The sequence below is a fragment of the Mycobacterium sp. MS1601 genome (genome assembly GCF_001984215.1).
In the GTDB taxonomy this organism is placed as follows: domain Bacteria; phylum Actinomycetota; class Actinomycetes; order Mycobacteriales; family Mycobacteriaceae; genus Mycobacterium.
In genome coordinates this window covers 5413643-5435889 of the sequence record NZ_CP019420.1, presented here as the reverse complement: position 1 = coordinate 5435889, position 22247 = coordinate 5413643, and the positions used below count along the sequence as shown (strand labels likewise).

The 22247-nt window shown below is 65.4% G+C and carries 16 protein-coding genes and 4 pseudogenes; 5 read left to right on the top strand and 15 right to left on the bottom strand.

The annotated features are described in order from the left end of the window. The first annotated feature begins 5 nt into the window (after positions 1 to 5). A complete protein-coding gene (locus BVC93_RS25970) occupies positions 6 to 1049 on the top strand; it encodes an HAD-IIA family hydrolase (RefSeq protein WP_083741347.1) in 1044 nt (347 codons plus the stop codon). On the opposite strand, the gene hypE is transcribed toward BVC93_RS25970, so the two are convergent. From hypE to hypF, 4 genes are read right to left on the bottom strand one after another with little or no spacing between them, the layout of a single operon-like run. Then, positions 1006 to 2082: a hydrogenase expression/formation protein HypE gene (gene hypE / locus BVC93_RS25965; RefSeq protein ID WP_083739944.1), complete on the bottom strand. Its 1077-nt coding sequence runs from the start codon at positions 2080 to 2082 to the stop codon at positions 1006 to 1008. The two genes, BVC93_RS25970 and hypE, sit on opposite strands and share 44 nt — an antisense overlap. Then, positions 2075 to 3178, bottom strand: a complete 1104-nt coding sequence (gene hypD, locus BVC93_RS25960) for a hydrogenase formation protein HypD (RefSeq protein WP_083739943.1) — start codon at positions 3176 to 3178, stop codon at positions 2075 to 2077. Before hypD ends, hypE begins: the two co-directional genes overlap by 8 nt. Then, entirely contained in the window at positions 3175 to 3450 is a 276-nt protein-coding gene (locus tag BVC93_RS25955; protein WP_083739942.1) for a HypC/HybG/HupF family hydrogenase formation chaperone, read from the bottom strand. Before BVC93_RS25955 ends, hypD begins: the two co-directional genes overlap by 4 nt. Beyond that, positions 3423 to 5735: a carbamoyltransferase HypF gene (hypF, locus tag BVC93_RS25950; RefSeq protein ID WP_083739941.1), complete on the bottom strand. Its 2313-nt coding sequence runs from the start codon at positions 5733 to 5735 to the stop codon at positions 3423 to 3425. Before hypF ends, BVC93_RS25955 begins: the two co-directional genes overlap by 28 nt. Positions 5736 to 5909: 174 nt before the next feature. Between hypF and BVC93_RS25945 the strand changes: the two genes are divergently transcribed. Beyond that, positions 5910 to 6245 carry a hydrogenase maturation nickel metallochaperone HypA gene (locus BVC93_RS25945; protein ID WP_083739940.1) on the top strand — a complete coding sequence of 112 codons (336 nt, stop codon included), beginning with the start codon at positions 5910 to 5912 and terminating at the stop codon, positions 6243 to 6245. 18 nt (positions 6246 to 6263) lie between these two features. Continuing rightward, positions 6264 to 7082, top strand: a complete 819-nt coding sequence (gene hypB, locus BVC93_RS25940) for a hydrogenase nickel incorporation protein HypB (RefSeq protein ID WP_083739939.1) — start codon at positions 6264 to 6266, stop codon at positions 7080 to 7082. Here hypB and BVC93_RS25935 read toward each other — a convergent pair. Then, the gene (locus BVC93_RS25935) at positions 7033 to 7443 is read right to left on the bottom strand and encodes a hypothetical protein (protein WP_083739938.1); all 411 of its coding nucleotides are present in this window, start codon (positions 7441 to 7443) and stop codon (positions 7033 to 7035) included. The two genes, hypB and BVC93_RS25935, sit on opposite strands and share 50 nt — an antisense overlap. 150 nt (positions 7444 to 7593) lie before the next feature. Between BVC93_RS25935 and BVC93_RS25930 the strand changes: the two genes are divergently transcribed. Further along, positions 7594 to 8667, top strand: coding sequence for a class 1 fructose-bisphosphatase (locus BVC93_RS25930; protein WP_083741346.1), 1074 nt, complete (start codon positions 7594 to 7596; stop codon positions 8665 to 8667). Between the two features lie 18 nt (positions 8668 to 8685). Beyond that, positions 8686 to 9570: a phosphoribulokinase gene (locus tag BVC93_RS25925; RefSeq protein WP_083739937.1), complete on the top strand. Its 885-nt coding sequence runs from the start codon at positions 8686 to 8688 to the stop codon at positions 9568 to 9570. A 72-nt stretch (positions 9571 to 9642) separates the two neighbouring features. Here BVC93_RS25925 and BVC93_RS25920 read toward each other — a convergent pair whose 3' ends face one another. The 10 genes and pseudogenes from BVC93_RS25920 to nuoF form a co-directional block, all read right to left on the bottom strand. Then, positions 9643 to 11025 carry an HNH endonuclease signature motif containing protein gene (locus BVC93_RS25920; protein WP_157517085.1) on the bottom strand — a complete coding sequence of 461 codons (1383 nt, stop codon included), beginning with the start codon at positions 11023 to 11025 and terminating at the stop codon, positions 9643 to 9645. 81 nt (positions 11026 to 11106) lie between these two features. Beyond that, positions 11107 to 12596: pseudogene (nuoN, locus tag BVC93_RS25915) on the bottom strand (NADH-quinone oxidoreductase subunit NuoN). Beyond that, positions 12593 to 14101 carry an NADH-quinone oxidoreductase subunit M gene (locus BVC93_RS25910; protein WP_083739936.1) on the bottom strand — a complete coding sequence of 503 codons (1509 nt, stop codon included), beginning with the start codon at positions 14099 to 14101 and terminating at the stop codon, positions 12593 to 12595. The pseudogene nuoN and the gene BVC93_RS25910 overlap by 4 nt, the downstream one beginning before the upstream one ends. After that, positions 14095 to 15971: pseudogene (gene nuoL, locus BVC93_RS25905) on the bottom strand (NADH-quinone oxidoreductase subunit L). The gene BVC93_RS25910 and the pseudogene nuoL overlap by 7 nt, the downstream one beginning before the upstream one ends. Positions 15972 to 15978: 7 nt before the next feature. Beyond that, complete coding sequence (gene nuoK / locus BVC93_RS25900; RefSeq protein ID WP_083739935.1) at positions 15979 to 16278, bottom strand: NADH-quinone oxidoreductase subunit NuoK; 300 nt, start codon at positions 16276 to 16278, stop codon at positions 15979 to 15981. Next, positions 16268 to 16999, bottom strand: a complete 732-nt coding sequence (locus BVC93_RS25895; RefSeq protein ID WP_083739934.1) for an NADH-quinone oxidoreductase subunit J — start codon at positions 16997 to 16999, stop codon at positions 16268 to 16270. Before BVC93_RS25895 ends, nuoK begins: the two co-directional genes overlap by 11 nt. Positions 17000 to 17034: 35 nt before the next feature. Continuing rightward, positions 17035 to 17448 (bottom strand): annotated as a pseudogene (gene nuoI, locus BVC93_RS25890) (NADH-quinone oxidoreductase subunit NuoI); the annotation flags it as partial. 25 nt (positions 17449 to 17473) lie between these two features. Further along, a pseudogene (gene nuoH / locus BVC93_RS25885) lies at positions 17474 to 18589 on the bottom strand (NADH-quinone oxidoreductase subunit NuoH); the annotation flags it as partial. Then, on the bottom strand, positions 18586 to 20922 hold the full coding sequence (locus BVC93_RS25880) for an NADH-quinone oxidoreductase subunit G (RefSeq protein ID WP_083739931.1): 2337 nt from the start codon (positions 20920 to 20922) through the stop codon (positions 18586 to 18588). The gene BVC93_RS25880 and the pseudogene nuoH, both read right to left, overlap by 4 nt. Next, positions 20919 to 22220 carry an NADH-quinone oxidoreductase subunit NuoF gene (gene nuoF / locus BVC93_RS25875; protein ID WP_236950502.1) on the bottom strand — a complete coding sequence of 434 codons (1302 nt, stop codon included), beginning with the start codon at positions 22218 to 22220 and terminating at the stop codon, positions 20919 to 20921. The genes BVC93_RS25880 and nuoF overlap by 4 nt, the downstream gene beginning before the upstream one ends. Positions 22221 to 22247 lie beyond the last annotated feature (27 nt).

Below are 22247 nucleotides of genomic sequence, written 5' to 3'. Positions count from 1 at the left end.
CCGGTGTGACAACACTTGCACGACAGCATGATTGCCTGCTCCTGGACCTGGACGGCACGGTGTTTCGCGGTCAACTGCCCACCGAAGGGGCAGTCGAGGCGCTGGCGCGGACGCACAGCCGCACACTGTTCGTCACCAACAACGCATCCCGCTCCGCGGCGGACGTGGCAGCACACCTGTGCCAGCTCGGATTCGACTCCGCCGCAAACGATGTCGTCACCAGCGCGCAGGCCGCCGCACACATGCTCGCGCAGCTGCTCCGCCCCGGTTCCGCAGTGCTGGTGGTCGGCACCAACGCCCTGGCCGCCGAGATCTGTGCGGTGGGCCTGCATCCCGTGCGACACAGCGGCGACCTGCCCGTCGCGGTGGTGCAGGGACACAGCAGGCGCACCGGGTGGCCCGAATTGGCCGAGGCCACCATGGCGATCAACTCCGGCGCACTCTGGATTGCTACCAACACCGACCGCACCCTGCCCACCGAACAGGGCTTGGTCCCCGGCAACGGCTCGATGGTGGCGGCGCTGCAGGCCGCCACCGGCCGCACCCCCAGGGTGGCGGGAAAACCGTCGATCACCCTGCTGGACAGTGCATTACAACGTGGTCGGTTCACCACGCCGCTGGTGGTGGGCGACCGCCTCGACACCGATGTCGCCGGGGCCAATGCCGCAGGGTTGCCCAGTCTGCTGGTGCTCAGCGGCGTGGGCACCGCAGCCGATGTGGTGTACGCACCACCCGATCAGCGGCCCACCCACCTCGGGCACGACCTGCGGGCGTTGCACACCGATGCCGAAGAGTGCCTCGTCGCGCCGCATCCTGCCTGGCGGGTGACGGTCGAGGGCCACAAGGTGGTGGTCGAGAGCACCGGAGCGGACCGCGGCTGCGATGACCTGTCGATCGTGCGGGCCACCGCCGCGTCGGTGTGGGCGCATCCCGAAGACCACCCCACCATCGACGCCGGCGACGCGGCGGCAGGCGAGGCACTACAGCGATGGGGGCTGTTACGGCTCAACAGATCCGCGGAAGCTGTTCGCCCAGCTCACGTTCGATGACTCTGGTGGTACCGAACGGCGTGCGGCCCACCACCATGCCGGGATGGGCGCCGACCACGGTGCCGATGCGGGCAGCGTGTGTCCCGTCCGGGCAGGCCTGCATGGCCGCCAGAACGGCGTCGCTGTGATCGGGGTCCACGAACGCCACCATCTTGCCTTCGTTGGCCACCTGCAAGGGGTCCAACCCGAGAAACGAACAGGCCGAGGACACCGCTTCGGGTACCGGTATCGCCGCCTCGTCGAGTTCGATGCCGACACCGGCGGCCCTGGCTATCTCCACCACCGAGGCGACCAGCCCACCGCGGGTGGGGTCGCGCAATGCGTGCAGTGCGCCGATGTTCCCCGCCGCTGAGGTGGCGGCCAGCATGGCTGCGACCAGCCGGTGCAGCGGCGCACTGTCGGATGTGACGACGGTGCCGAAATCGATGCCTTCGCGCACACTCATGATGGCCACACCGTGTTCGCCCAGGTTCCCCGAGACCAGCACATGGTCACCGGGCTTGACCCGTTCCGGCCCGATGTCCACTCCGGCGGGGATCACCCCGACTCCTGCGGTGTTCACAAAAAGCTGGTCTGCTCCGCCTTTCTGAACAACTTTGGTGTCACCGGTGACGATCTGGACGCCGGCGTCGGCAGCCGCCTTGCCCATCGTGGCGGCGATGGCGCCGAGGACCTCGATCTCCAGGCCCTCTTCGATGATGAACCCGGCCGTCAGCGCCAGCGGCAGCGCACCGCTGCAAGCCAGATCATTGACCGTGCCGTTGACGGCCAGGTCACCGATGTTGCCACCGGGGAAGAACAGCGGCTGCACCACATAGGAATCGGTGCTCACCGCGATTCGACCGCCCGGGTCCGCCAGCACCGCGGAGTCGCGGCCCGAACTCGAGCCGAACGCCGGCACGAACAGGTTCTCGATGAGTTCCTCCGACAGCAACCCACCGCCGCCGTGCCCGAGCACTATCCGCTTGGTCTCCCGCAGCGGCAGTGGACACACCCAGTCCGCAGGGTCGACGGTGGAGGATGTCTCAGACATGTGCAGGCGTCCCGAGCCGACGGAACTGGTAGTAGGCGGCGCAGGCGCCTTCGCTGGAGACCATGGTGGCGCCCAGGGGTGTGCGCGGTGTGCAGCTGGTGCCGAATGCCGGGCACTCGTTCGGTTTGAGCAGCCCCTGCAGAACTTCACCGGCGTGGCACTCGGCGGACTCCTGGACCTGCATGTCCCCCACGCCGAAACGCACCTCGGCGTCGTACTGGGCGTACCGGGGTGAGAGCGTCCAGCCGGATTGCGGGATCATCCCGATGCCGCGCCACTGCCGGTCGGTCACCACGAAGACGTCGGACAGGGTCTGCTGAGCGACGGTGTTGCCGTCGGCACTGACGGCCCTGGGGTAGGCGTTACGCAGTTGGGCATCACCGGATTCCAGGAGTTCGACGAGTTGGCGTACTCCTTCGAGCAGATCGAGCGGTTCGAACCCGGTGACCACGATCGGCACCCCGAACCGCTCGACCAGTGGCCCGTACTCCCGGGTGCCCATCACCGAGCAGACGTGGCCCGCGGCCAGGAACCCCTGAACCCGGTTGGTCGGCGAACTGAGAATCGCGGTCATCGCAGGCGGCACCAGGACGTGTGACACCAGCAGCGAGAAGTTGGTCAACCCCAGCCGTTGGGCGTGCACCACCGCCATCGCGTTCGCCGGAGCAGTGGTCTCGAAGCCCACCCCGAAGAACACCACCTGCTTGTCCGGGTTGTCAGCAGCGATCCTGGTGGCATCCAGTGGCGAGTAGACGATTCGGACGTCGCCGCCGCGGGCACGCACGCTGAACAGGTCGTGTCTGCTGCCGGGAACGCGCAGCATGTCGCCGAACGAGCAGAAGATGACGTCGTCGCGGGCGGCGATCTCCAATGCCCGGTCGATCATCTCCAGCGGCGTCACACACACCGGGCAGCCCGGTCCGTGAATGAACTCCACGGCGTCGCCCAGCAGTTGATCGATCCCGTTGCGGATGATCGAATGCGTCTGTCCACCACAGACTTCCATGATTGTCCAGGTCTTGGTGGCGGTTCGGCTGATGGCGTCGACCAAGGCGCGGGCGGCCACCGGGTCGCGGAACTCATCGAGGTACTTCATGCCGGTTCCCTTCTCCCTTGTCCTTCGGTGCCTGCCAGTTCCTCGTCGAGCACCCCGAGGTCGGCGAACATCTGCAGTGTCTCGTTGGCCGAGGCCTCGTCGAGCCGGGTGATGGCGAATCCGGCATGCACAATGGTGTATTCGCCGATCTCCATGTCGGGCAGATAAGCCAGGCATACCGTCTTGGTGGTTCCGCTGAAGTCCACGGTGCACATCCGGGTGCCCGCCTCGTCCCAGATCTCGATCACCTTGCCGGGGATACCGAGGCACATACGCCGCTCCCTTCCTGGTCGGCGGCCGCCATCAGGGCTGCCGCGATCACCGCCTGCCCCAACGCCAGGCCGCCGTCGTTGCACGGCAGCAGTCGATGGGTCAGTACTTCGAATCCGTCGTCCAACAGTGCTTCCCGCGTGCCGTCGAGCAACAGCCGGTTCACCCAGACGCCGCCGGTCAGCCCCACGGTGCGAATTCCGGCTCGGTGGGCGCTCGAGACCACCGCATCGATGACCGCCCGGTGGAAGGCGGCCGCCAGGTCGGCGGCCGATTCTCCCGCACGCAGCCCGTCCACCAGACCTCGGATCACCGGGCTGACGTCCAGGTGTTCGCCGAACTCGAGGCGCCGTCGCGGATCACCGACGCGGGCCAGGTGTTCCAGTTCCACCGCTGCCTGTCCTTCGTAGGTGACGTTCTGACACACCCCGAGCAGGCTGGACACCGCATCGAACAACCGGCCCATGCTGGTGGTGGGGACACAGCCCAGGGCGCGGGGAATCTGTTGTGCCAGGATGTGTCGGCCCGCGGCCCCCACCGCCTCGACCGGCGCCAGGTCCAGGCTCCAGTCGATGCCGGCGCGGTGCAGCAGATCCAGTGCGATCCGCGCGGGGTGGCGGACTGCCCCGTCACCGCCGGGCAGCGAGAACCCGGACAGGTGGCCCACCCGGGTGAAGGTCGCGGGGTCGGTGACGGCCAACAGTTCCCCGCCCCAGATGCTGCCGTCGGTGCCGTATCCGGTCCCGTCGAAGGCCACCGCCAGCAACGGCGTGCCGAGACGGCCGTGTTCGGCGAGCAGAGACACCGCGTGGGCATGGTGATGCTGGACGGACACGGTGCGCTGGTGTCTGCGCTGCGCCCACCCGGTGGTGGCATAACCAGGATGCAGGTCGGTGGCGAGCACCTCGGGGTGACGATCGGTCATGTGCGCCAGGTGCTCCAGCGCCGTCTCGAAGCTGCGTTGGGTACGCGGATCGGCCATGTCCCCCAGGTGCGCCGACATGTGTGCGTGCCCGTCGGAACCCATCAGACAGAAGGTGGTCTTGAGGTCACCACCCGTCGCCAGGATCACCGGTCCGGCTCCGGCATGGGCGACGGCGACCGGCAACGGCGCGTAACCGCGGGACCGGCGCACCGGAAGCACCTGCGTGGCGGCCGTGGCCACCACCACCGAGTCTTCGCAGGACACGTGGATGGGGCGGTCGTGGCCCAGCACCGCGTCGGCCATGTCGTTGATCCAGTCCAGATCCTGCTCGCGGTACACGATGGGCGATCCGCCGGCATTGGCGGAGGTCATCACCAGTGGCACGGGCCCCAGCCGGTCGAACAGCAGATGATGCAACGGTGTGTAGGCCAACATCACACCCAGATCGCCCAGACCGGGTGCCACCGACGCCGCCACTCCACGACCGGTGCGTGGGGCCAGCACAATGGGCGCCACCGGCGACGTGAGCACCGCTGCTGCGGCGTCACCGACGTCCACCACGGCTCGGGCCGCATCCAGATCGGCCACCATCACGGCAAACGGCTTGGCGGGCCGGTTCTTCCGCCTGCGCAATGTGTCCACCGCGGAGTTGTCATCGGCCCGGCAGGCCAGGTGGTATCCCCCGATCCCCTTGACGGCGACGATCAGGCCGGCACGCAGCGCCTGCACTGCGGCGACCAACGGGTTCGACTCGGATCCGGGACCGCGCCACCACAGGCTGGGCCCGCAGGCCGGGCAGGCGATGGTCTGCGCGTGGAACCGGCGGTCGTGCGGATCGCGGTACTCGGCGGCGCAGTCGGCGCACATCGGAAACCCGGCCATGGTGGTGGCGGGCCGGTCGTAGGGCAGGTCGGTGATCACGGTGTAGCGCGGGCCACAGTTGGTGCAGGTGATGAAGGGGTGGCCGAATCGGCGGTCGGCCGGGTCATGCATCTCGTAGAGACAGTCCGCGCACACCGCAATGTCCGGCGGTACCAGGGTGCGTCCGTCGTCGGCGGCGCCGCTGGCAAGGATCCGGAATCCGTCGTCGCCGTCGTGCGGGGGCACAGCGGTGACCCGGATGTCGTCGATCCGTGCCATGGGCGGACTGTGCCGGCGGATCTCGTCGATGGCGGCGTCAACGCTGGACGGAGCACCTTGCAGTTCGCAGTGCACCGATCCGGCATCGTTGGACACGTGACCGCTGACACCGCAACGGGCGGCGATTCGCACAACTGCAGGACGGAACCCGACACCCTGGACCACGCCCGTGATGTCGAGTTTTACGCGCACCGCGTCGGGCGCGCTCCTGATGCCCCTCATGAACCTCCTGAGCAGCAAGAACGCCCGCCGCCGTCTGGGCTGGTGACGGCGAGCGGGTAATTCAAGGCTAGTCCGGCCCCCCTATGGCGACAATCACAATTTGGCACAGAAACTCTGCGCATTTCCGAGGCGAATGGGATGCGGTGAGGTGGGCAGACAAGCGAGCATGGACAGGTGCACGAACTGTCGCTGTGTCACGCCATCGCCGGGGTGGTGAAACCGCATGCCGTCGGACGACGTGTTGATGTGGTGCACGTCCAGGTAGGCGCCCTGCGTCAGGTGGTCCCCGAGTCTCTGGAGTTCTGCTGGTCGCTGGTTCGCGACCACGAGAGCATGCCGGATGCCGAGCTGCGGCTCGAACTGGTGCCCGCGGAGGTGATCTGCCGACCCTGCAAGCAGCGCAGCGTGATCGAGTCACGGTTCTCGGTACGCTGTCCGCACTGCGGCAGTGGCGACGTCGACGTGGTGCGCGGAAACGAATTCCTGGTGACGTCACTGGATGTCACCTGATCAGGAGGAGGTGTCGCAATGGGCAGATTTCACCGCCACGAGGACGGCGATCACGACCATCCCCACGACCACGCGCATGACCACGACGATGACCACGCGCATGACCACGGTGATCACAGCGGCTACACCACCGCCGTCGAGCGCGTCGAGGTCCTGGAGTCGATTTTCGCCGAGAATGATGTGCGAGCCGACTACAACCGTAATGCGTTCGAGGCCAACGGCGTTCGTGCGCTGAATCTGATGAGCTCACCCGGCTCCGGAAAGACCACCATCCTGGCGGCCACTCTCGATCACCTGGCCGCCGACGTGGCCGTCGGCATCGTAGAAGGCGACATCGCCACGGATCTGGATGCCGCGAAGCTCGACGGGCGCGGCGCACAAATCGCTTTGCTGAACACCAGCAACGGGTTCGGCGGTGAATGCCATCTGGACGCCCCGATGGTCAACCGGGCACTGCAGGACCTCGACCTTTCCGCACTCGACCTGGTGATCATCGAGAACGTGGGAAACCTGGTGTGCCCGGCGGAATTCGACGTCGGCGAACATGCCAAGGCAATGGTCTACTCGGTGACCGAGGGTGAGGACAAACCGCTCAAGTACCCGGTGATGTTCCGCTCGGTGGACGTGGTGCTGCTGAACAAGATCGACCTGGTTCCGTATCTTGACGTCGACGTCGACCAGTATGTCGCCCACATCCGCGAAGTGAACCCGACAGCCACCATCCTGGCGGTGAGCGCTCGCACCGGCGAGGGCATGGACGCCTGGTACCGATGGTTGCGCACCTTCCTCACACCGGCTGGACTCCACGCTCACTGCGCTCCAGCAGTGTCCCGCTGACCACCGCGCTCAACGTCATCGGGTCCGCGGGCCACCGCACAGCCGCGTCAGCGTGTGACCACCTGGCCAGCCAGGCATCATGGGGCCTGCCGAGCAGCACGACGATCGGCGGACAATCGGACAGCTCATCCTTGAGTTGACGTGCGATGCCCAGACCTCCGGCAGGTGCCGCCTCGCCGTCGAGGATCACCAGAGCGGCCCCGTGGTGGTCCAGATATGTGATCAGGGCAGCGGCCGTGGCGATCTCACGGTAGCTCAACGTCCCCAGGTCTGGGTGTGGGCGCGGACCCACGGTGTCGACCACACGTCTGCGCGTCTCCGCGTTGTCGCTGTAGACCACCACGTTCACCGTGTTCTTCATGCGGTGATGGTAGGGGCGCGAGAGACCGTCGGCATCAACATCTCCGGCATCCCCCCACCGGGCCACCCACGCGGGGATGGATCTGCCCCGCCCCGGTCGGAGCATGTGAGACAACCGCTTTCGTTGTGGATGTCCGAGGGAGTCTCCCGCATGCTGACCAATCGCACCACGTTGGTGCAGTTCCTCATCGAGGAACGCCGCCGCCACCCCGAGGCCAGCGGCGAACTCAACGCACTGATCCTCGGCGTGGCGCTGGCCTGCAAAGCCATCGCCCAACGGGTGGCCCAGGGCGAACTCGGCGGTGTGCTCGGTGCCGCGGACGTGATCAACGTGCAGGGCGAGGTTCAACAGAAGCTGGACGTGCTGGCCAATGAGTACTTTCTGCGGGCCAATGAGTGGAGCGGCCAGGTGGCGGGGATGGCGTCCGAGGAACTCGAGCACCCGTATCTGCTGCCAGAGCACTATCCGCGCGGCAAGTATCTGCTGATCTTCGATCCACTCGACGGCTCGTCCAATATCGACGTCAACGTCTCGGTGGGCAGCATCTTCTCGATCTTGCGGGCCACCACACCAGGTGCCGATCCCGCTCCCGGCGACTTCCTGCAACCGGGTGCCAGACAGGTCTGCGCAGGCTACGCGATCTACGGCCCCTCGACCATGATGGTGCTGACTGTGGGCACCGGGGTGCATGCCTTCACTCTGGATCCCGGACTCGGCGAATTCGTCCTCACCCGCCCGTCGATCAGGATACCCAGGGCAACAACCGAGTTCGCCATCAACGCGTCGAATCGCCGGTTCTGGGAGCCGGCGGTGCAGCGCTACATCGACGAGTGCCTGGCCGGCGGAACGGGCCCGCGTCGGTTGGACTTCAACATGCGTTGGGTTGCGTCGCTGGTGGCCGAGACGCATCGCATCCTGACCCGCGGTGGGGTGTTCCTCTATCCCCGGGATTCCAAGGATCCGGCGAAGCCGGGACGGCTGAGGTTGCTCTATGAAGCCAGTCCAATCTCGTTTCTGATCGAGCAGGCGGGCGGTATGGCCAGTACCGGCCGCGGCGCCGTACTCGACATCGTGCCTTCGTCTCTGCACCAACGGGTTCCATTCATCTTCGGCGCCGCCGACGAGGTGGAACGCATCGAGAGATACCACCACGAGGACAGCGGCGGCATGTCCACCTCACCGCTGTACGGCACCCGCGGCCTGTTCCGCGCCGGCATCAGCTGAACCCAAGGGAGACCACCGATGTCCCGTCTACACCCCATCATCTCGGTCACCGGTTCCTCGGGCGCAGGCACCACCTCGGTGATGCGCACGTTCGACCAGATCTTTCGCCGTGAGGAAATCCACGTGGCCTTCGTCGAGGGCGACAGCTTCCACCGCTACGACCGGGTTGAGATGAAGGCAGCGATCTCCGACGCCCATGCCCGCGGTGACCACACCTTCAGCCACTTCGGGCCCGATGCCAACCTGTTCGAGGAACTGCAGACGCTGTTTGCCACCTACGGTGAAACCGGTACCGGAAAGATTCGCAGATACCTGCATGATGACAAGGAGGCCGAGCCCTACGGCCAGCCGCCGGGCACCTTCACCCCCTGGGAAGCGGTGCCTGAGGACACCGACCTGTTGTTCTACGAGGGTCTGCACGGAGCCGTGGTGACCGATGAGGTGGACGTCGCGGGCCAGGCCGATCTACGGATCGGGGTGGTGCCGGTGATCAACCTCGAATGGATCCAGAAGCTCCACCGCGACAAAGCCTCTCGTGGATACACCTCGGAAGCGGTGACCGACACGATTCTGCGTCGGATGCCCGATTACGTGAACTATATGTGCACCCAGTTCTCCCACACCGATGTCAACTTCCAGCGGGTGCCCGTGGTCGACACCTCGAATCCATTTGTCGCCCGGTCCATTCCGACAGCCGACGAGTCGATGCTGATCATCCGCTTCCGCGATCCGCATGGCATCGATTTCCCCTACCTGTTGGCAATGCTGCACGATTCGTTCATGTCGCGGCCCAATACCATCGTCTGTCCAGGCGGCAAGATGGATCTGGCCATGCAGCTCATCTTCACCCCGATGGTCTTGCGGCTGTTGGAGCGCCGTAAAGCGGAACTTTCGGCTCGTTAGTTGCTTCTGCGAGCACCCGTATCCGCGGACCTTCCGTGAGTCCGTCAGCCGAGGTGGTGTTGTGCCCCGCGGTTACGGGTCGTCCTCGTCAGGGGCGAGGATCCGGTCCGGATGGTGATACGGATTGGTGCGGGACTGCCCGCAGTCCAACTCAGGCGGCGGAACCCATTCAGTCACACCATCAGTCTTTCGGTTTCTGGTGGTCCAGCCGGTGGTCTCCACCATGCGGTTGTCCGGGCCGCAGGCCAGGGTCAGATCTTCGATGTTGGTGGCGCCGCCCGCTTTCCAGTCCTTGTTGGCGTGATGGACCTGCGAGCGGTAGGCACTCGCCGTGCAGCCAGGCATCGTGCAACCCCGGTGCTTCGCCAGCAACACCAGGCGCTGTGCCAGGGTCGCGGTGCGCCGCGCCCTTCCGAGATGCAATGGGATTCCGTTGCCGTCGAAGATCGCCAACCATGGCCGCGAATGCGCGGCGATCTTCAGCACATCACAGATTGGGACCAGAGTGCCGCCAGCCGTCAAGCCGTGCCCGATCCCCTTCTCCAAATCGGCGAGGCTCACGGTGATGACGATGTTCGCCGGGAAACCGTTGATGGTGCCCGTCGGCGCCGTCGTGAGGAGCTGGCGGCACAACGCCAACAGCGCATCGTGAGTGCGTTTCCCCGCGGAGCGATGATCGGCCTGCCGCTGCTCCTCGCTGGGTTCACCCTGCGCACACGGTGACTCATCGGCCGGATTGTTCATCCCGGGGGCGGCGTTCTTCTCCAGCAGCGGCTCCAGACTGGCCCACAGTTCAGGGGTCAACAGCCCGTCGACTGGGATCAGGCCGTCGGGACGCTGTCTCCCGCGGCGTAGGTAGGCCTGCTGTTGGCGGTCCTCATCGGAGAACTCACCGTCCTGGTTCAGCAGGTAGAGCAGGTGGGCGGCGAGCTTGCGGAATGCTTCCGGGCCGAGCTCGCAGGCGTGGTGGGCCAGTTGCTCCTCGGCGTTTTCGCGGGTCTGGAAGTCCACGCTCACGGGCAGTTTGTTGAAGAACCACCGGATGTGTTTGACGTGCTCGGCGCCGATCAAGCCCTGGACCTGACCGCAAGCGACGGTGGGCATCCTGGGCGCCAGGGACTCCCCGGTCATCGATCGTCGCGACCCGAGCTGTTCGGCATCGTCCAACCGGCGTTGCGCTTCGGCGTTGCTGACTCGCAACCGAGTCATCAGTACCTTTGTGAAGCTGCTGGCGCCCAGAGCGGTTGGTGAGGTTTCGCTGGTCAGTTTCTGATAGACCTTGTGATCGAGCACCGGCTGCGACCGCGCCACCGCCTCGCGGCGCTGCTGCACATCCAACAGCTCGGCACCGGTGAACCCGTCAATGGAGTACCGGTTCATCCGCGCGGTCGCTGCTTCGATCAGCGTCAGGTCAGCCAGCATCGCCTCCCTGTCCTGCACCGCTGATTCACCCACAACTCGAAACTAGACCGCGGCACCGACAAAACTCCGCGCGATGTTACTGCCGATACTCAAGCGGCACAAGTGATTACAGATCTATCGGAGGAACTCCCCCGCACCGCCCGCGAGATCGAGCAAGGGCTGCGGCAACACCCCCACCGCCACTGTGATGGTTGCGGCGGCGGTGATGGTCAACTCGGTCATGCGACTGCAACGGACCACGGTCGGGCATCGGAGGGTGGTTCGGTGAAGAACATGAGCAAGATCACCCGGGCGTACACGAACGCCGCGACAGCACTGGCCAGCACTCCAACCACTACCAGCATGGCAGCTCCCCCGGCTGCCGCAGCCTGGAATACCGCGAGCTTGCCGACAAACCCGCTTGTCAGTGGAATGCCGGCGAGGGCAAGGAGAAAGAGTGCGAACGAGCCGGCCAGGGCTGGACAGTGACGCCCCAGTCCAGCCCACCGGCTGATCTCGGTTGTCTCACCCACCACTCCCACTACGGCGAACGCACCGAGCACGCACACGCCGTACACCGCCAGGTAAACCAGCGTCGAACTCACCCCCGAGGAACTGAAGGCCACCACCCCCAACAACAGGAAGCCGGCCTGCGCCACCGCCGAATACGCCAGCAGCCTCTTGATGTCTGTCTGACTGACCGCCAATACGGCGCCCATCACCATGGTGAGAACTGCAATCGCCGATAACACCGGCCGCCAGTCGGACTGTAGATCCGGCAGTGCCACCGAGAACATCCGCAGCATCGCCGCGAACGCGGCCACTTTGGTGGCGGCGGCCATGAAGGCGGCGACGGCAGTCGGGGCGCCCTGGTAGACGTCGGGTACCCAGGAATGAAACGGGATGGCACCGACCTTGAACAACACACCGACCGCCAGCAGGCCCACACCGACCAGGACACTCGGCGTCCGATCCACCAGCGCACCAATCGCTGTCAGCGACAGAACTCCCGTGGCACCGTAGAGCAGCGCAACGCCGTAGAGAAAGATGGCCGACGAGAATGCCCCCAGCAGAAAGTACTTCAACGCTGCTTCCTGGGACAGCACACGGCGACGACGAGCCAGCCCACACAGCAGGTACAGCGGAAGCGAGAACACCTCCAAGGCTACGAACATCGTCAGTAGATCACCGGCCGCCGCGAACAACAACATGCCGCCGATGGTGAACATCAGCAACGGGAACACCGCCGTCTGCACCGCGCCGGCTCGTTCGGCAGCACACTCAGCGTCACTGCCCGGCACTGCCGCGCCTTGTGCGGTGAACGCACGTACACGGCCCTCCGCGATCAAGGAAACAGCCAAGAGGCTGACCACCAGAATCACACCCTGAGCGAACAGTGCAGGGCCGTCCACAGCGACGGCGCCCATGAGGGCCTGCTGGCGGGTCCCGGCCAACACAATCACCGCCATCAATGCCGAGATGAGCGCTACCGCGCACACCGTCAGCTGCGTGATGTAGCGACGTCGCCGCCCTACTGCCGCCTCGATAGCCACACTCGTCACCGCGGCGCCGAACACGATGAGCATCGGCAGGATCAAGGAGTATTCGATACTGGGTGCGTTCATGGCACCGCCCCTTCGGCGATCGCGGGGTCCTGTTGGTCGATGGTGGTGAGGGTGTGTTCGACAGCGGGGTTGATGATGTCGAGTGCCGGTTTGGGATAGATGCCAAGGGCCAGCAGCAGGGCGATCAGTGGTGCGACGACAGCGATTTCGCGGGGAACGAGGTCACGTACGTTGGTGTTCGCGTCGGTGACGGGTCCGGTCATCAGGCGCTGGTAGAGCCAGAGGATGTAGACGGCGGAGAGCACCAAGGCGGCCGAGGCGAGTACCGCGAACACCGGGTAGCGGGTGAATGTACCGATGAGGACCAGGAATTCGCTGATGAACGGTGCCAGGCCCGGCAGCGCGAGGGTGGCCAGGCCGGCGACCAGGAAGGTGCCGGCCAGTATGGGGGCTACCTTCTGTACGCCGCCGTAGGAGGTGATTAGTCGGCTGCCGCGTTGGGAGATAAGGAATCCGGCGATGAGGAACAGCGCGGCGGTGGAGATACCGTGGTTGACCATGTAGAGGGTAGAGCCGGATTGTCCTTGGCTGGTCATGGCGAAGATGCCGAGGATGATGAAGCCGAAGTGACTGATGGAGGTGTAGGCGATCAGACGCAGGATGTCGGTCTGGCCGATGGCGACAACGGCGCCGTAGATGATGCCGATGACGGCCAGCGTGATGATGAAGGGACGGAACAGCGTGGAGGGTTCGGGGAACAGCTGCAGGCAGTAGCGCAGCATGCCGAAGGTGCCCACCTTGTCGACGATGGCCATCATCAACACGGCAGTCGCCGGCGTGGCCTCAGCTGCCGCGCCCGGCAACCAGGTGTGAAATGGCCACAGCGGTGCCTTGATTGCGAACGCCACCATGAAGCCCAGGAAAATCCCGTTCAAGATCAGGGGATTCACCTGAAGGTCTCCTGAAGAGACCATCGCGACGATGGCCCGGAAGTCGAAGGTTCCCGATGTGACGACATACAGACCCACCATCGCCGCAAGCATCAGGAGACCACCGAACAAGCTGTACAGCAAGAACTTCAGCGCTGCGCGTCCAGCGTCGGCACCTCCGTAGCGCCCGATGAGAAAGTACATCGGAATCAGCATCGCCTCGAACACCACGAAGAACAGCAACACGTCCAGCGCGATGAACGACACCAGCACCAGAGCCTGCACGCTGAGCATCAGCGCACAATAGGCCTGCGGCGCCGGGGTGTCGTGCCACGCCGCCACCAAGATGATCGGCATCAGGACCGCGGTCAGCACCACCAGTACCACTGCGATGCCGTCGACACCGAGCAGGTATCCGGCACCGAATGACGGTATCCATCTGTGTGTTTCGACGAATTGATACCGCTCACCAGCCGGGTCGAAATTGATCGCCAACACGATGGCCACGGTCAGCACCAGAAGCGCCACCCCCGTCGCGACATACTTCGCCATGGCGGGACGCACCGCGGCCACCACAGCGGCACCGCCAAGCGGCAGCGACCACAAGACACTCAGGATCGGGAAACCGTTCACCATGGCCTCATCAGGATCAGTGTCGCCAACACCAAGGTGGCACCCGTCAGGACCGACAATGCGTAGGAGCGGGCGAACCCGGTCTGCAGCCGGCGCACCCTCGCCGATGTCAACACGATCAGCCTCGCGATACCCTCGACAACGCCGTCAACGCCGCTGCCGTCTAGACGCACAAGCGCGGATGTGAGCCGTTGGCCGGGTCGCATGAACGCCGCCTCGTTGAATGCGTCGCCGTAGAGGTCGTGGCGGGCGGCTATGGTTCCCGCCGAGACCCACTCGGAAGCAATGGTTCTCACCTTTTCCCGGAGATACATGCGGTAGGCGACGGTGATGCCGGTGGCGACGACAGCCAGGGTGAGGGTGGTCATGGCCCAGACGGGGATGACGTGGTGGGTTTCGTGGGTGCCGACGACGGGTTCGAGGAAGGTTGTCAGGGTGCCGCCGATGGCGAGGGCGGCGCCGGCCCCGACGGAACCCAGGGCGAGGATGATCATGGGTGCGGTCATCAGGGCGGGGGATTCGTGCGGATGCGCTTGCGCGTGCCAGCGCTTCTCCCGAAGAAGGTCAGCAGCATGACCCGCGTCATGTAGAAGGCGGTGATGCCCGCCCCCAGCAGGGTGGCCCCGCCCAGCAGTGCACCCTTGAGTCCACCTGCGGCGAAGGCGATCTCGATGATGGCGTCTTTGGAGAAGAAGCCGGCCAGCGGCGGCACGCCGATGATCGCGAGGTATCCCAGGCCGAAGGTCACGAAGGTGACCGGCATGTACGTCCGCAGTCCGCCGTAGCGGCGCATGTCGGTCTCGTCGCCCATGGCGTGCATCACCGAGCCGGCCCCCAGGAACAGTCCGGCTTTGAAGAATCCGTGGGTCAGCAGGTGCATGATCGCGATGGCGTAGCCGGCCGGGCCCAGGCCGGCGGCGAGCACCATGTACCCGATCTGCGACATGGTCGACGCCGCGAGCGCCTTCTTGATGTCGTCTTTGGCGCAGCCGATGACGGCGCCGAACAACAGGGTGATCGCGCCGATGGTCACCACCGCGCCTTGGGCGATGGGGGCGGCGTTGTAGATCGGGCCGCAGCGCACGATCAGGTAGACCCCCGCGGTCACCATGGTGGCGGCGTGGATGAGCGCACTGACCGGGGTGGGGCCCTCCATCGCGTCACCGAGCCACGACTGCAACGGAAACTGCGCCGACTTCCCGCAGGCCGCCAACAGCAGCAGCAGTCCGATGGCGGTGACGGTGCCATCGGAGAGTCCGGGTACTGCGTTGAACACTCCGGCGTAGGACAGGGTGCCGGCATCGGCCCACATCACCATCAGCGCCACCGCCAGGCCGATGTCGCCGACGCGGTTGACCACGAAGGCCTTTTTGGCCGCGGTCGCTGCCGACGGTTTGTGCGACCAGAACCCGATCAGCAGGTAGGAGGCCAGGCCCACCCCTTCCCAGCCCATGTACAGGCCGAGGAAGTTGTCGGCCAGCACCAGCAGCAGCATGGCGGCGACAAACAGGTTCAGGTAGGCGAAAAACCGTCGGCGGTCGGGGTCGTCGGCCATGTAGCCGACGGAATAGACGTGGATGAGCAGGCCGACCCCGGTGATCAGCAGCACGAAACACACACTCAGCGCGTCGAGTTGCAGGCCGAAGTCCAGCTGCAGCCCCGCGACCGGTATCCAGGAGAACAGCACCTGATGGATCACCCGGTCCTGCGGCGCCCGCGCGAGCAGCGCCACGAACTGCACCACCGCCCAGCCGAAGGCGGCCGCCATGGTGGCACATCCCAGCAGATGCCCCCACGCGTCGGTGGCGCGCCCGCCGAGCAGCAGCACCGCGGCGCCGGCCAACGGCGCCAGGATCAACCACAGCAGGTCCATCGGTGCCTCAGCCCCTCAAGAGGTTCGCGTCATCGACATTGGCGGACTGGCGGGTGCGGTAGATGGTCATAATGATGGCCAGCCCGACCACCACCTCACAGGCGGCGACCACCATGGTGAAGAACGCGACCACCTGGCCGTCGAGTTGTCCGTGCATCCGGGAGAAGGTGACAAACGCCAGATTGCACGCGTTGAGCATCAGCTCCACACACATGAACATGACAATGGCGTTGCGCCGCAACAACACCCCGGCGGCACCGATGGTGAACAACAACGCCGACAGATACAAACAATTCTCAGGATTCACCGGCAGCCCTCTCCCCCGACGTGGCGTCCGCCGCGAGTAGCCGCAGAACCACGTCGCCACGCTCCAGAGTCCGGATGACGGACAGCTCGCTGAATCGCCCGTCGGGCAACAATGCCGGTGTGTCCACTGAGTTGTGCAACGCGTACACCCCGGATCCGGGGGGCGTTCCCGGGTACGCACCGGATCGGAATCGCGCGATCGCCAGTTCACGTTGACTCTTCCTGGGTTCGAAGCGTTCACGGTGCGCCAGCACCATCGCCCCCAGCGCCGCGGTGATCAACAGGGCGCTGGTGATCTCGAACGCCCACAGATACTTGGTGAAGATCAGCGCCGCAAGACCTTCCACATTGTCGCGGTGTGACAACCCATGGACACCGCCCACCGCGACGTTGCCGATCGCCGCCGCAAGCAGTGCTCCGAACCCCAGTCCCACCGTTACTGCGGCGATGCGTTGTCCACGAATGGTTTCCACCAGTGACTCCGATGAATCCACCCCGATCAGCATCAATACGAACAGGAACAGCATCATCACCGCACCCGTGTACACCACCACCTGCACCACCCCCAAGAACAACGCATCCTGCCCCACATACAGCACGGCCAGCAGGATCATCGTCATGGCCAGGAACAGCGCTGAGTACACCGCCTTCGCGGAGACCACAACACCGAGGGCACACGCAACCACCAGCGACGCTGTGGTCCAGAACACGGCCGGCTCCATCACGAAGCCTCGGATCCGGGAGTCGGTTGCGCCACCAAGAGCTTGTCTTTGCCGTAGATGAGGTCGGCGCGGAAGGCGCCGGCCATTTCATAGTCGTTGGTCATGGTCAGCGCCCGGGTGGGGCAGGCCTCGATGCACAGCCCGCAGCCGATGCAGCGCAGATAATTGATCTGATACACCCGCCCGTAGCGTTCCCCGGGGGAGAACCGTTCCTCGGCGGTGTTGTCGGCGCCTTCGACGTAGATGGCGTCCGCCGGGCAGGCCCAGGCGCACAGTTCGCAGCCGATGCACTTCTCCAGACCGTCGGCATACCGATTGAGTTGGTGACGCCCGTGGTAGCGGGGCTCGGTGGCCTTGTCGGTATCGGGATACTGCTGAGTCATCGGCTTGGTGAACATCGAGGAGAACGTCACCCCAAAACCCGCTACCGCTCCCAAATACTCACGCATAGTAGTTCTCCTTCGACTTCGTAGCCGCGCGGTGGCGTACAACTGCCCAAACAATGCCCAGCACAACAACTCCCGCGATCAGCGCAGGAAAGACACCCCCTGCACCTGCTGTCCGCATCACCGCGACGGTCATGATCCAGGCCAGGGAGACCGGGATCAGCAGTTTCCATCCCAGGGCCATGAACTGGTCGTAGCGCAGCCGCGGCAGCGTGGCCCGCAGCCACATGTACAGGAACAGGAAGCCCCACACCTTGGCCACGAACCAGAGCACCGGCCACCACCCGGAATTGGCCCCGTCGATCATGCTCAGCGGCCACGGGGCCTGCCACCCGCCCAGGAACATGGTGGTCGCCAGCGCGGAGACCGTGGTCATATTCACGTACTCCGCGAGCATGAACATCGCGAACTTCAGCGAGGAGTACTCGGTGTGGAAGCCACCCACCAACTCACCTTCGGCTTCGGGCAGGTCGAACGGGGCGCGGTTGGTCTCACCGACCATCGCCGTCACATAGACCAGGAACGAGGGCAGCAGCAGGACCACAAACCACGTCTGGGCCTGCGCGGCGACGATGCCGGAGGTGGACATGGTCCCGGCGTAGAGGAACACCGCCACAAACGACAACGCCATCGCGATCTCGTAGGACACCACCTGCGCCGAGGACCGCAACCCGCCCAGCAGAGGATAGGTGGACCCGGATGCCCACCCGGCCAACACAATTCCGTACACCCCCACCGACGTCACCGCCAGCACGTAGAGCACAGCCACCGGCAGGTCGGTCAGCTGCAGGGGCGTGGGGTGACCGAACACCGACACCATCGGACCCAGCGGGATCACGGCAAAGGCCATGATCGCGGGGATCACGGCGATCACCGGCGCCATCAGATAGATCGGCTTGTCCACACCCGCCGGCACCAAACCCTCCTTGAGGGCGAGTTTCACCCCGTCGGCCAGGCTCTGCAGCAAACCGAACGGGCCCACCCGGTTCGGGCCGAAGCGCATCTGCATGCGGCCCAAGATCTTTCGTTCCGCCAGGATCGCCACCAGCACCGTCAGCAGCAGGAACACAAAAATCACCAGCGCCTTGCCCAACATCAACCACCACGGATCCTGACCGAACACACTCAGATCCGGGTAGGTCATGAGGGGACCCCACGGCTCAGTGTCACGAGCGCTCCCGCACCGACCCGCAGTTCGCGGTGCACGTGGCAATGTCGCGAATTCGTCGGTAACCAGACCACCCGGTCGGGCATTGTGGTGATGTCCGTGGGCGCCATGATGCCGCCTGCTGGAGTGGATACCCTCAACGGATCACCGTTGCCAACACCGATCTCGGCAGCGGTGGCCGCCGACAGCCGCGCCACCACCGGGCGCGCAGTCTGCGCCAAATGTGCTGCTCCGTCCTGCATCAGCCCGTCATCCAGCAGCGGTTTCCACGTCGCCAGCACGGCTTCACCGAAACCCGGTCCGGTTGGCGCGGAGAACCGGTCGGTGATTGACGGCCGGCGCCCATTCCACACTCCGACAACCGAGTTGGGCTTGGTCAGTCGATATCCCATGGCAGCGGCGATGGCAGCGAGCACCTCGGCATCAGTCAACGCCTCAGACGCCAGCGCTGACGGGAACGGCCGGCTGCGCCCCTCCCAGGTGAGGAAGGACCCTGCTTTCTCCGCAACTGGAGCCACCGGGAACACCACATCAGCCAGCGCAGTAACAGCGCTGTGTCGCATCTCGAGGCTCACGACGAATGCCGCGACGTCCAATGCGGCCAGTGCACCAGCGGGATCAGGCAGATCCTCGGGGTCAACTGCACCTAGCAACACAGCCTCGAGCTCCCCCGCGGCGGCTGCGGCCAGGATTCCTGCAGTGTCACGACCGGGCGTGGCCGGAAGGTCGGTGTGCCAGGCGGTCGCCACCTGGTCCCGTGCTCGGGAGCTGTCAACAGGGCGCCCCCCTGGCAGCAGATTGGGCAGGCAGCCGGCTTCCAGTGCCCCACGATCACCGGCCCGACGGGGAACCCAGGCCAGGCGAGCACCGGACCGGTCCGCGAGTCGAGCCGCCGCAGTGAGTGCTCCGGGTGCCGCGGCCAGCCGCTCACCGGCCAGGATGATGGCCCCAAGCGGCAGGTCCAGACTGGACAGTGCGGCGGCTTCGTCGCCGGGCGTCGTCATGACCAGCTGTGCGCCCAGCTTGGCCGCACCTCGGGAAGCGAAAGGTGCGACGGCCAGGATCGGCACGCCGTGGGTGCGAGCCGCTTTGCGTAACCGTAGGAAGATGATGGGTGCCTCCTCCTCTGGTTCGAACCCCGCCAGCACCACCACCGAGGCGTCTTCGAGGTCTGCGTAGGTGACCTCCATGGCGTGTCCGGCAACCCGGGTGGCGAGGAACTCCAGCTCCTCGTCCGAATGCGCTCTGATTCGGAAGTCGATGTCATTGGTGTGCAGCGCTTTCCGGGCGAACTCGCTGTAGGAGTAGGCGTCCTCGACGGTGGCACGTCCGCCGGTGAGCACACCGGCAGCGCCCGCGAGTCCGGTTGCCGCCGCGGCAATGGCCTCGGGCCAGGATGCGGGTTGCAGTTGGCCGTTGTGACGGATGAGGGGGGTGAGGATGCGGTCGTCGGTGCGGGGGTAGGCGAAGGCCCAGCGGCCTTTGTCGCAGTTCCATTCCTCGTTGACGTCCGGATCATCGCCGGCCAGCCGACGCAGGACGGTGCCGCGGCGGTGGTCGGTGCGTTGCGCGCAGCCCGACGCGCAGTGTTCGCACACGCTGGGGGTGGACACCAGGTCGAAGGGCCGGGCCCGGAAGCGGTAGGCGGAGCCGGTCAGCGCGCCCACGGGGCAAATCTGGACGGTGTTGCCGGAGAAGTACGAATCGAACGGTTCACCGGTGGCGATGCCGACCTGCTGCAGGGCGCCGCGTTCGAGCAATTCGATGAACGGATCGCCGGCGATCTGGGTGGAGAAGCGGGTGCAGCGGGCGCACAGCACACAGCGTTCCCGATCCAACAACACCTGCGGTGACAACGGGATCGGCTTCGGGTACGTGCGTTTCACCTTGTCGAATCGTGATTCGGAGCGTCCTGACACCATCGCCTGGTTTTGTAGGGGGCATTCGCCGCCCTTGTCGCACACCGGACAGTCCAGCGGGTGGTTGATCAGCAGCAGTTCCATCACGCCGTGCTGCGCCTTGTCGGCGGAGGGGCTGGTGAGTTGCGTGCGCACCACCATGTCGGGGGACACCGTGGTGGTACACGACGCCATGGGTTTGCGTTGGCCTTCGACTTCCACCAGGCACTGCCGGCAGGCGCCCACCGGGTCGAGCAGGGGATGGTCGCAGAAGCGGGGGATCTGCACCCCGAGCAGTTCGGCAGCGCGGATCACCAAGGTGCCCTTGGGTACCGAGATAGGCGTGTCGTCGATGGTCAGCGACACCATCTCGACGGTAGGGGTCTGGCGCTCCGGTTCGGTGACGGTCACGCGGGCACCTCCTCGGCGGCGAACAGGGTGGAGGCAGCGGGGTCGAAGGGACACCCACCGCCCAGGTGGGCCTCGTACTCGTCGCGGAAATGCCTCAGCGAGGACGTGATCGGACTGGTCGCCCCATCTCCCAAGGCACAGAACGACTTCCCCAGCATGGTGTCCGCAATATCGAGCAGGGTCTGCAGATCCTCGGCTGTTCCCGTTCCCTCTTCCAGGCCTTGATAGATCTGGGTCAACCAGTAGGTGCCTTCGCGGCAGGGGGTGCATTTGCCGCACGATTCGTGGGCGTAGAACTGGATCCAGCGGCGCACGGCGCGCACCACGCAGGTGGTCTCGTCGAAGATCTGCAGAGCTTTGGTGCCCAGCATCGACCCCGCTTTGGCCACACCCTCGTAATCCAGTGGCACGTCGAGATGGTCGGCGGTCAGCAGCGGCGTCGAGGACCCGCCGGGGGTCCAGAACTTCAACTCGTGCCCGGCGCGTACACCCCCGGCATGATCCAGGAGCTCCCGCAGTGTGATGCCCAGTTCGGCCTCGTATTGACCGGGTTGTGTCACGTGGCCGGACAACGAGTACAACGTGAACCCGGGGCTGTCGTCTGAACCCATTGCGGTGAACCACTCGACACCGTTGACCAGGATCGGTGGGACGCTCGCCAGCGACTCGACATTGTTGATCACCGTCGGGCAGGCGTACAGGCCTGCGACGGCAGGAAACGGTGGGCGCAAACGGGGTTGGCCGCGGCGGCCTTCCAGGGAGTCCAGCAGCGCGGTCTCCTCACCGCAGATGTAGGCCCCGGCCCCGGCGTGCACGATCAGGTCCAGATCGAACCCGGAGCCCAGGATGTCGCTGCCCAGGTACCCGGCCTCATACGCCTCGGCCACCGCCTGCTGCAACCGTCGCAGCACCGGCACCACCTCACCGCGAACGTAGATGAACGCGTGCCGCGCCCGAATGGCGTAGGCCGCAATGATCGCGCCCTCGATGAGCGCATGCGGGCTCGCATACATCAGCGGAATATCCTTGCACGTACCGGGTTCCGACTCATCGGCATTGACCACCAGGTAGTGCGGAGCATTGTTGTCCTTGGGGATGAAGGACCACTTCACTCCCGTCGGGAAGCCTGCACCGCCCCGCCCCCGCAGACCGGATTCCTTGACCAGGGTGATCACCTCGCCGGGGGTCAGTGCCAGTGCCTTTTCCAGCGCCTGGTACCCCGCATGCCGCAGATAGCCGGTCAGCGTCCAGGACTGCGGTTCCTTCCAATGACGAGTCAGCACTGAAACGAGCGGCATCTCACTCCCCCTCTGCAGGTAATCCGG

Coding starts and splice junctions, on each gene's coding strand:
- hypE (WP_083739944.1), bottom strand. CDS start 2,082: ATGTCTGAGACATCCTCCACCGTCGACCCTGCGGACTGGGTGTGTCCA.
- hypD (WP_083739943.1), bottom strand. CDS start 3,178: ATGAAGTACCTCGATGAGTTCCGCGACCCGGTGGCCGCCCGCGCCTTG.
- BVC93_RS25955 (WP_083739942.1), bottom strand. CDS start 3,450: ATGTGCCTCGGTATCCCCGGCAAGGTGATCGAGATCTGGGACGAGGCG.
- hypF (WP_083739941.1), bottom strand. CDS start 5,735: ATGAGGGGCATCAGGAGCGCGCCCGACGCGGTGCGCGTAAAACTCGAC.
- hypB (WP_083739939.1), top strand. CDS start 6,264: ATGGGCAGATTTCACCGCCACGAGGACGGCGATCACGACCATCCCCAC.
- BVC93_RS25935 (WP_083739938.1), bottom strand. CDS start 7,443: ATGAAGAACACGGTGAACGTGGTGGTCTACAGCGACAACGCGGAGACG.
- BVC93_RS25930 (WP_083741346.1), top strand. CDS start 7,594: ATGCTGACCAATCGCACCACGTTGGTGCAGTTCCTCATCGAGGAACGC.
- BVC93_RS25925 (WP_083739937.1), top strand. CDS start 8,686: ATGTCCCGTCTACACCCCATCATCTCGGTCACCGGTTCCTCGGGCGCA.
- BVC93_RS25910 (WP_083739936.1), bottom strand. CDS start 14,101: ATGGTGAACGGTTTCCCGATCCTGAGTGTCTTGTGGTCGCTGCCGCTT.
- BVC93_RS25895 (WP_083739934.1), bottom strand. CDS start 16,999: ATGGAGCCGGCCGTGTTCTGGACCACAGCGTCGCTGGTGGTTGCGTGT.
- nuoF (WP_236950502.1), bottom strand. CDS start 22,220: ATGCCGCTCGTTTCAGTGCTGACTCGTCATTGGAAGGAACCGCAGTCC.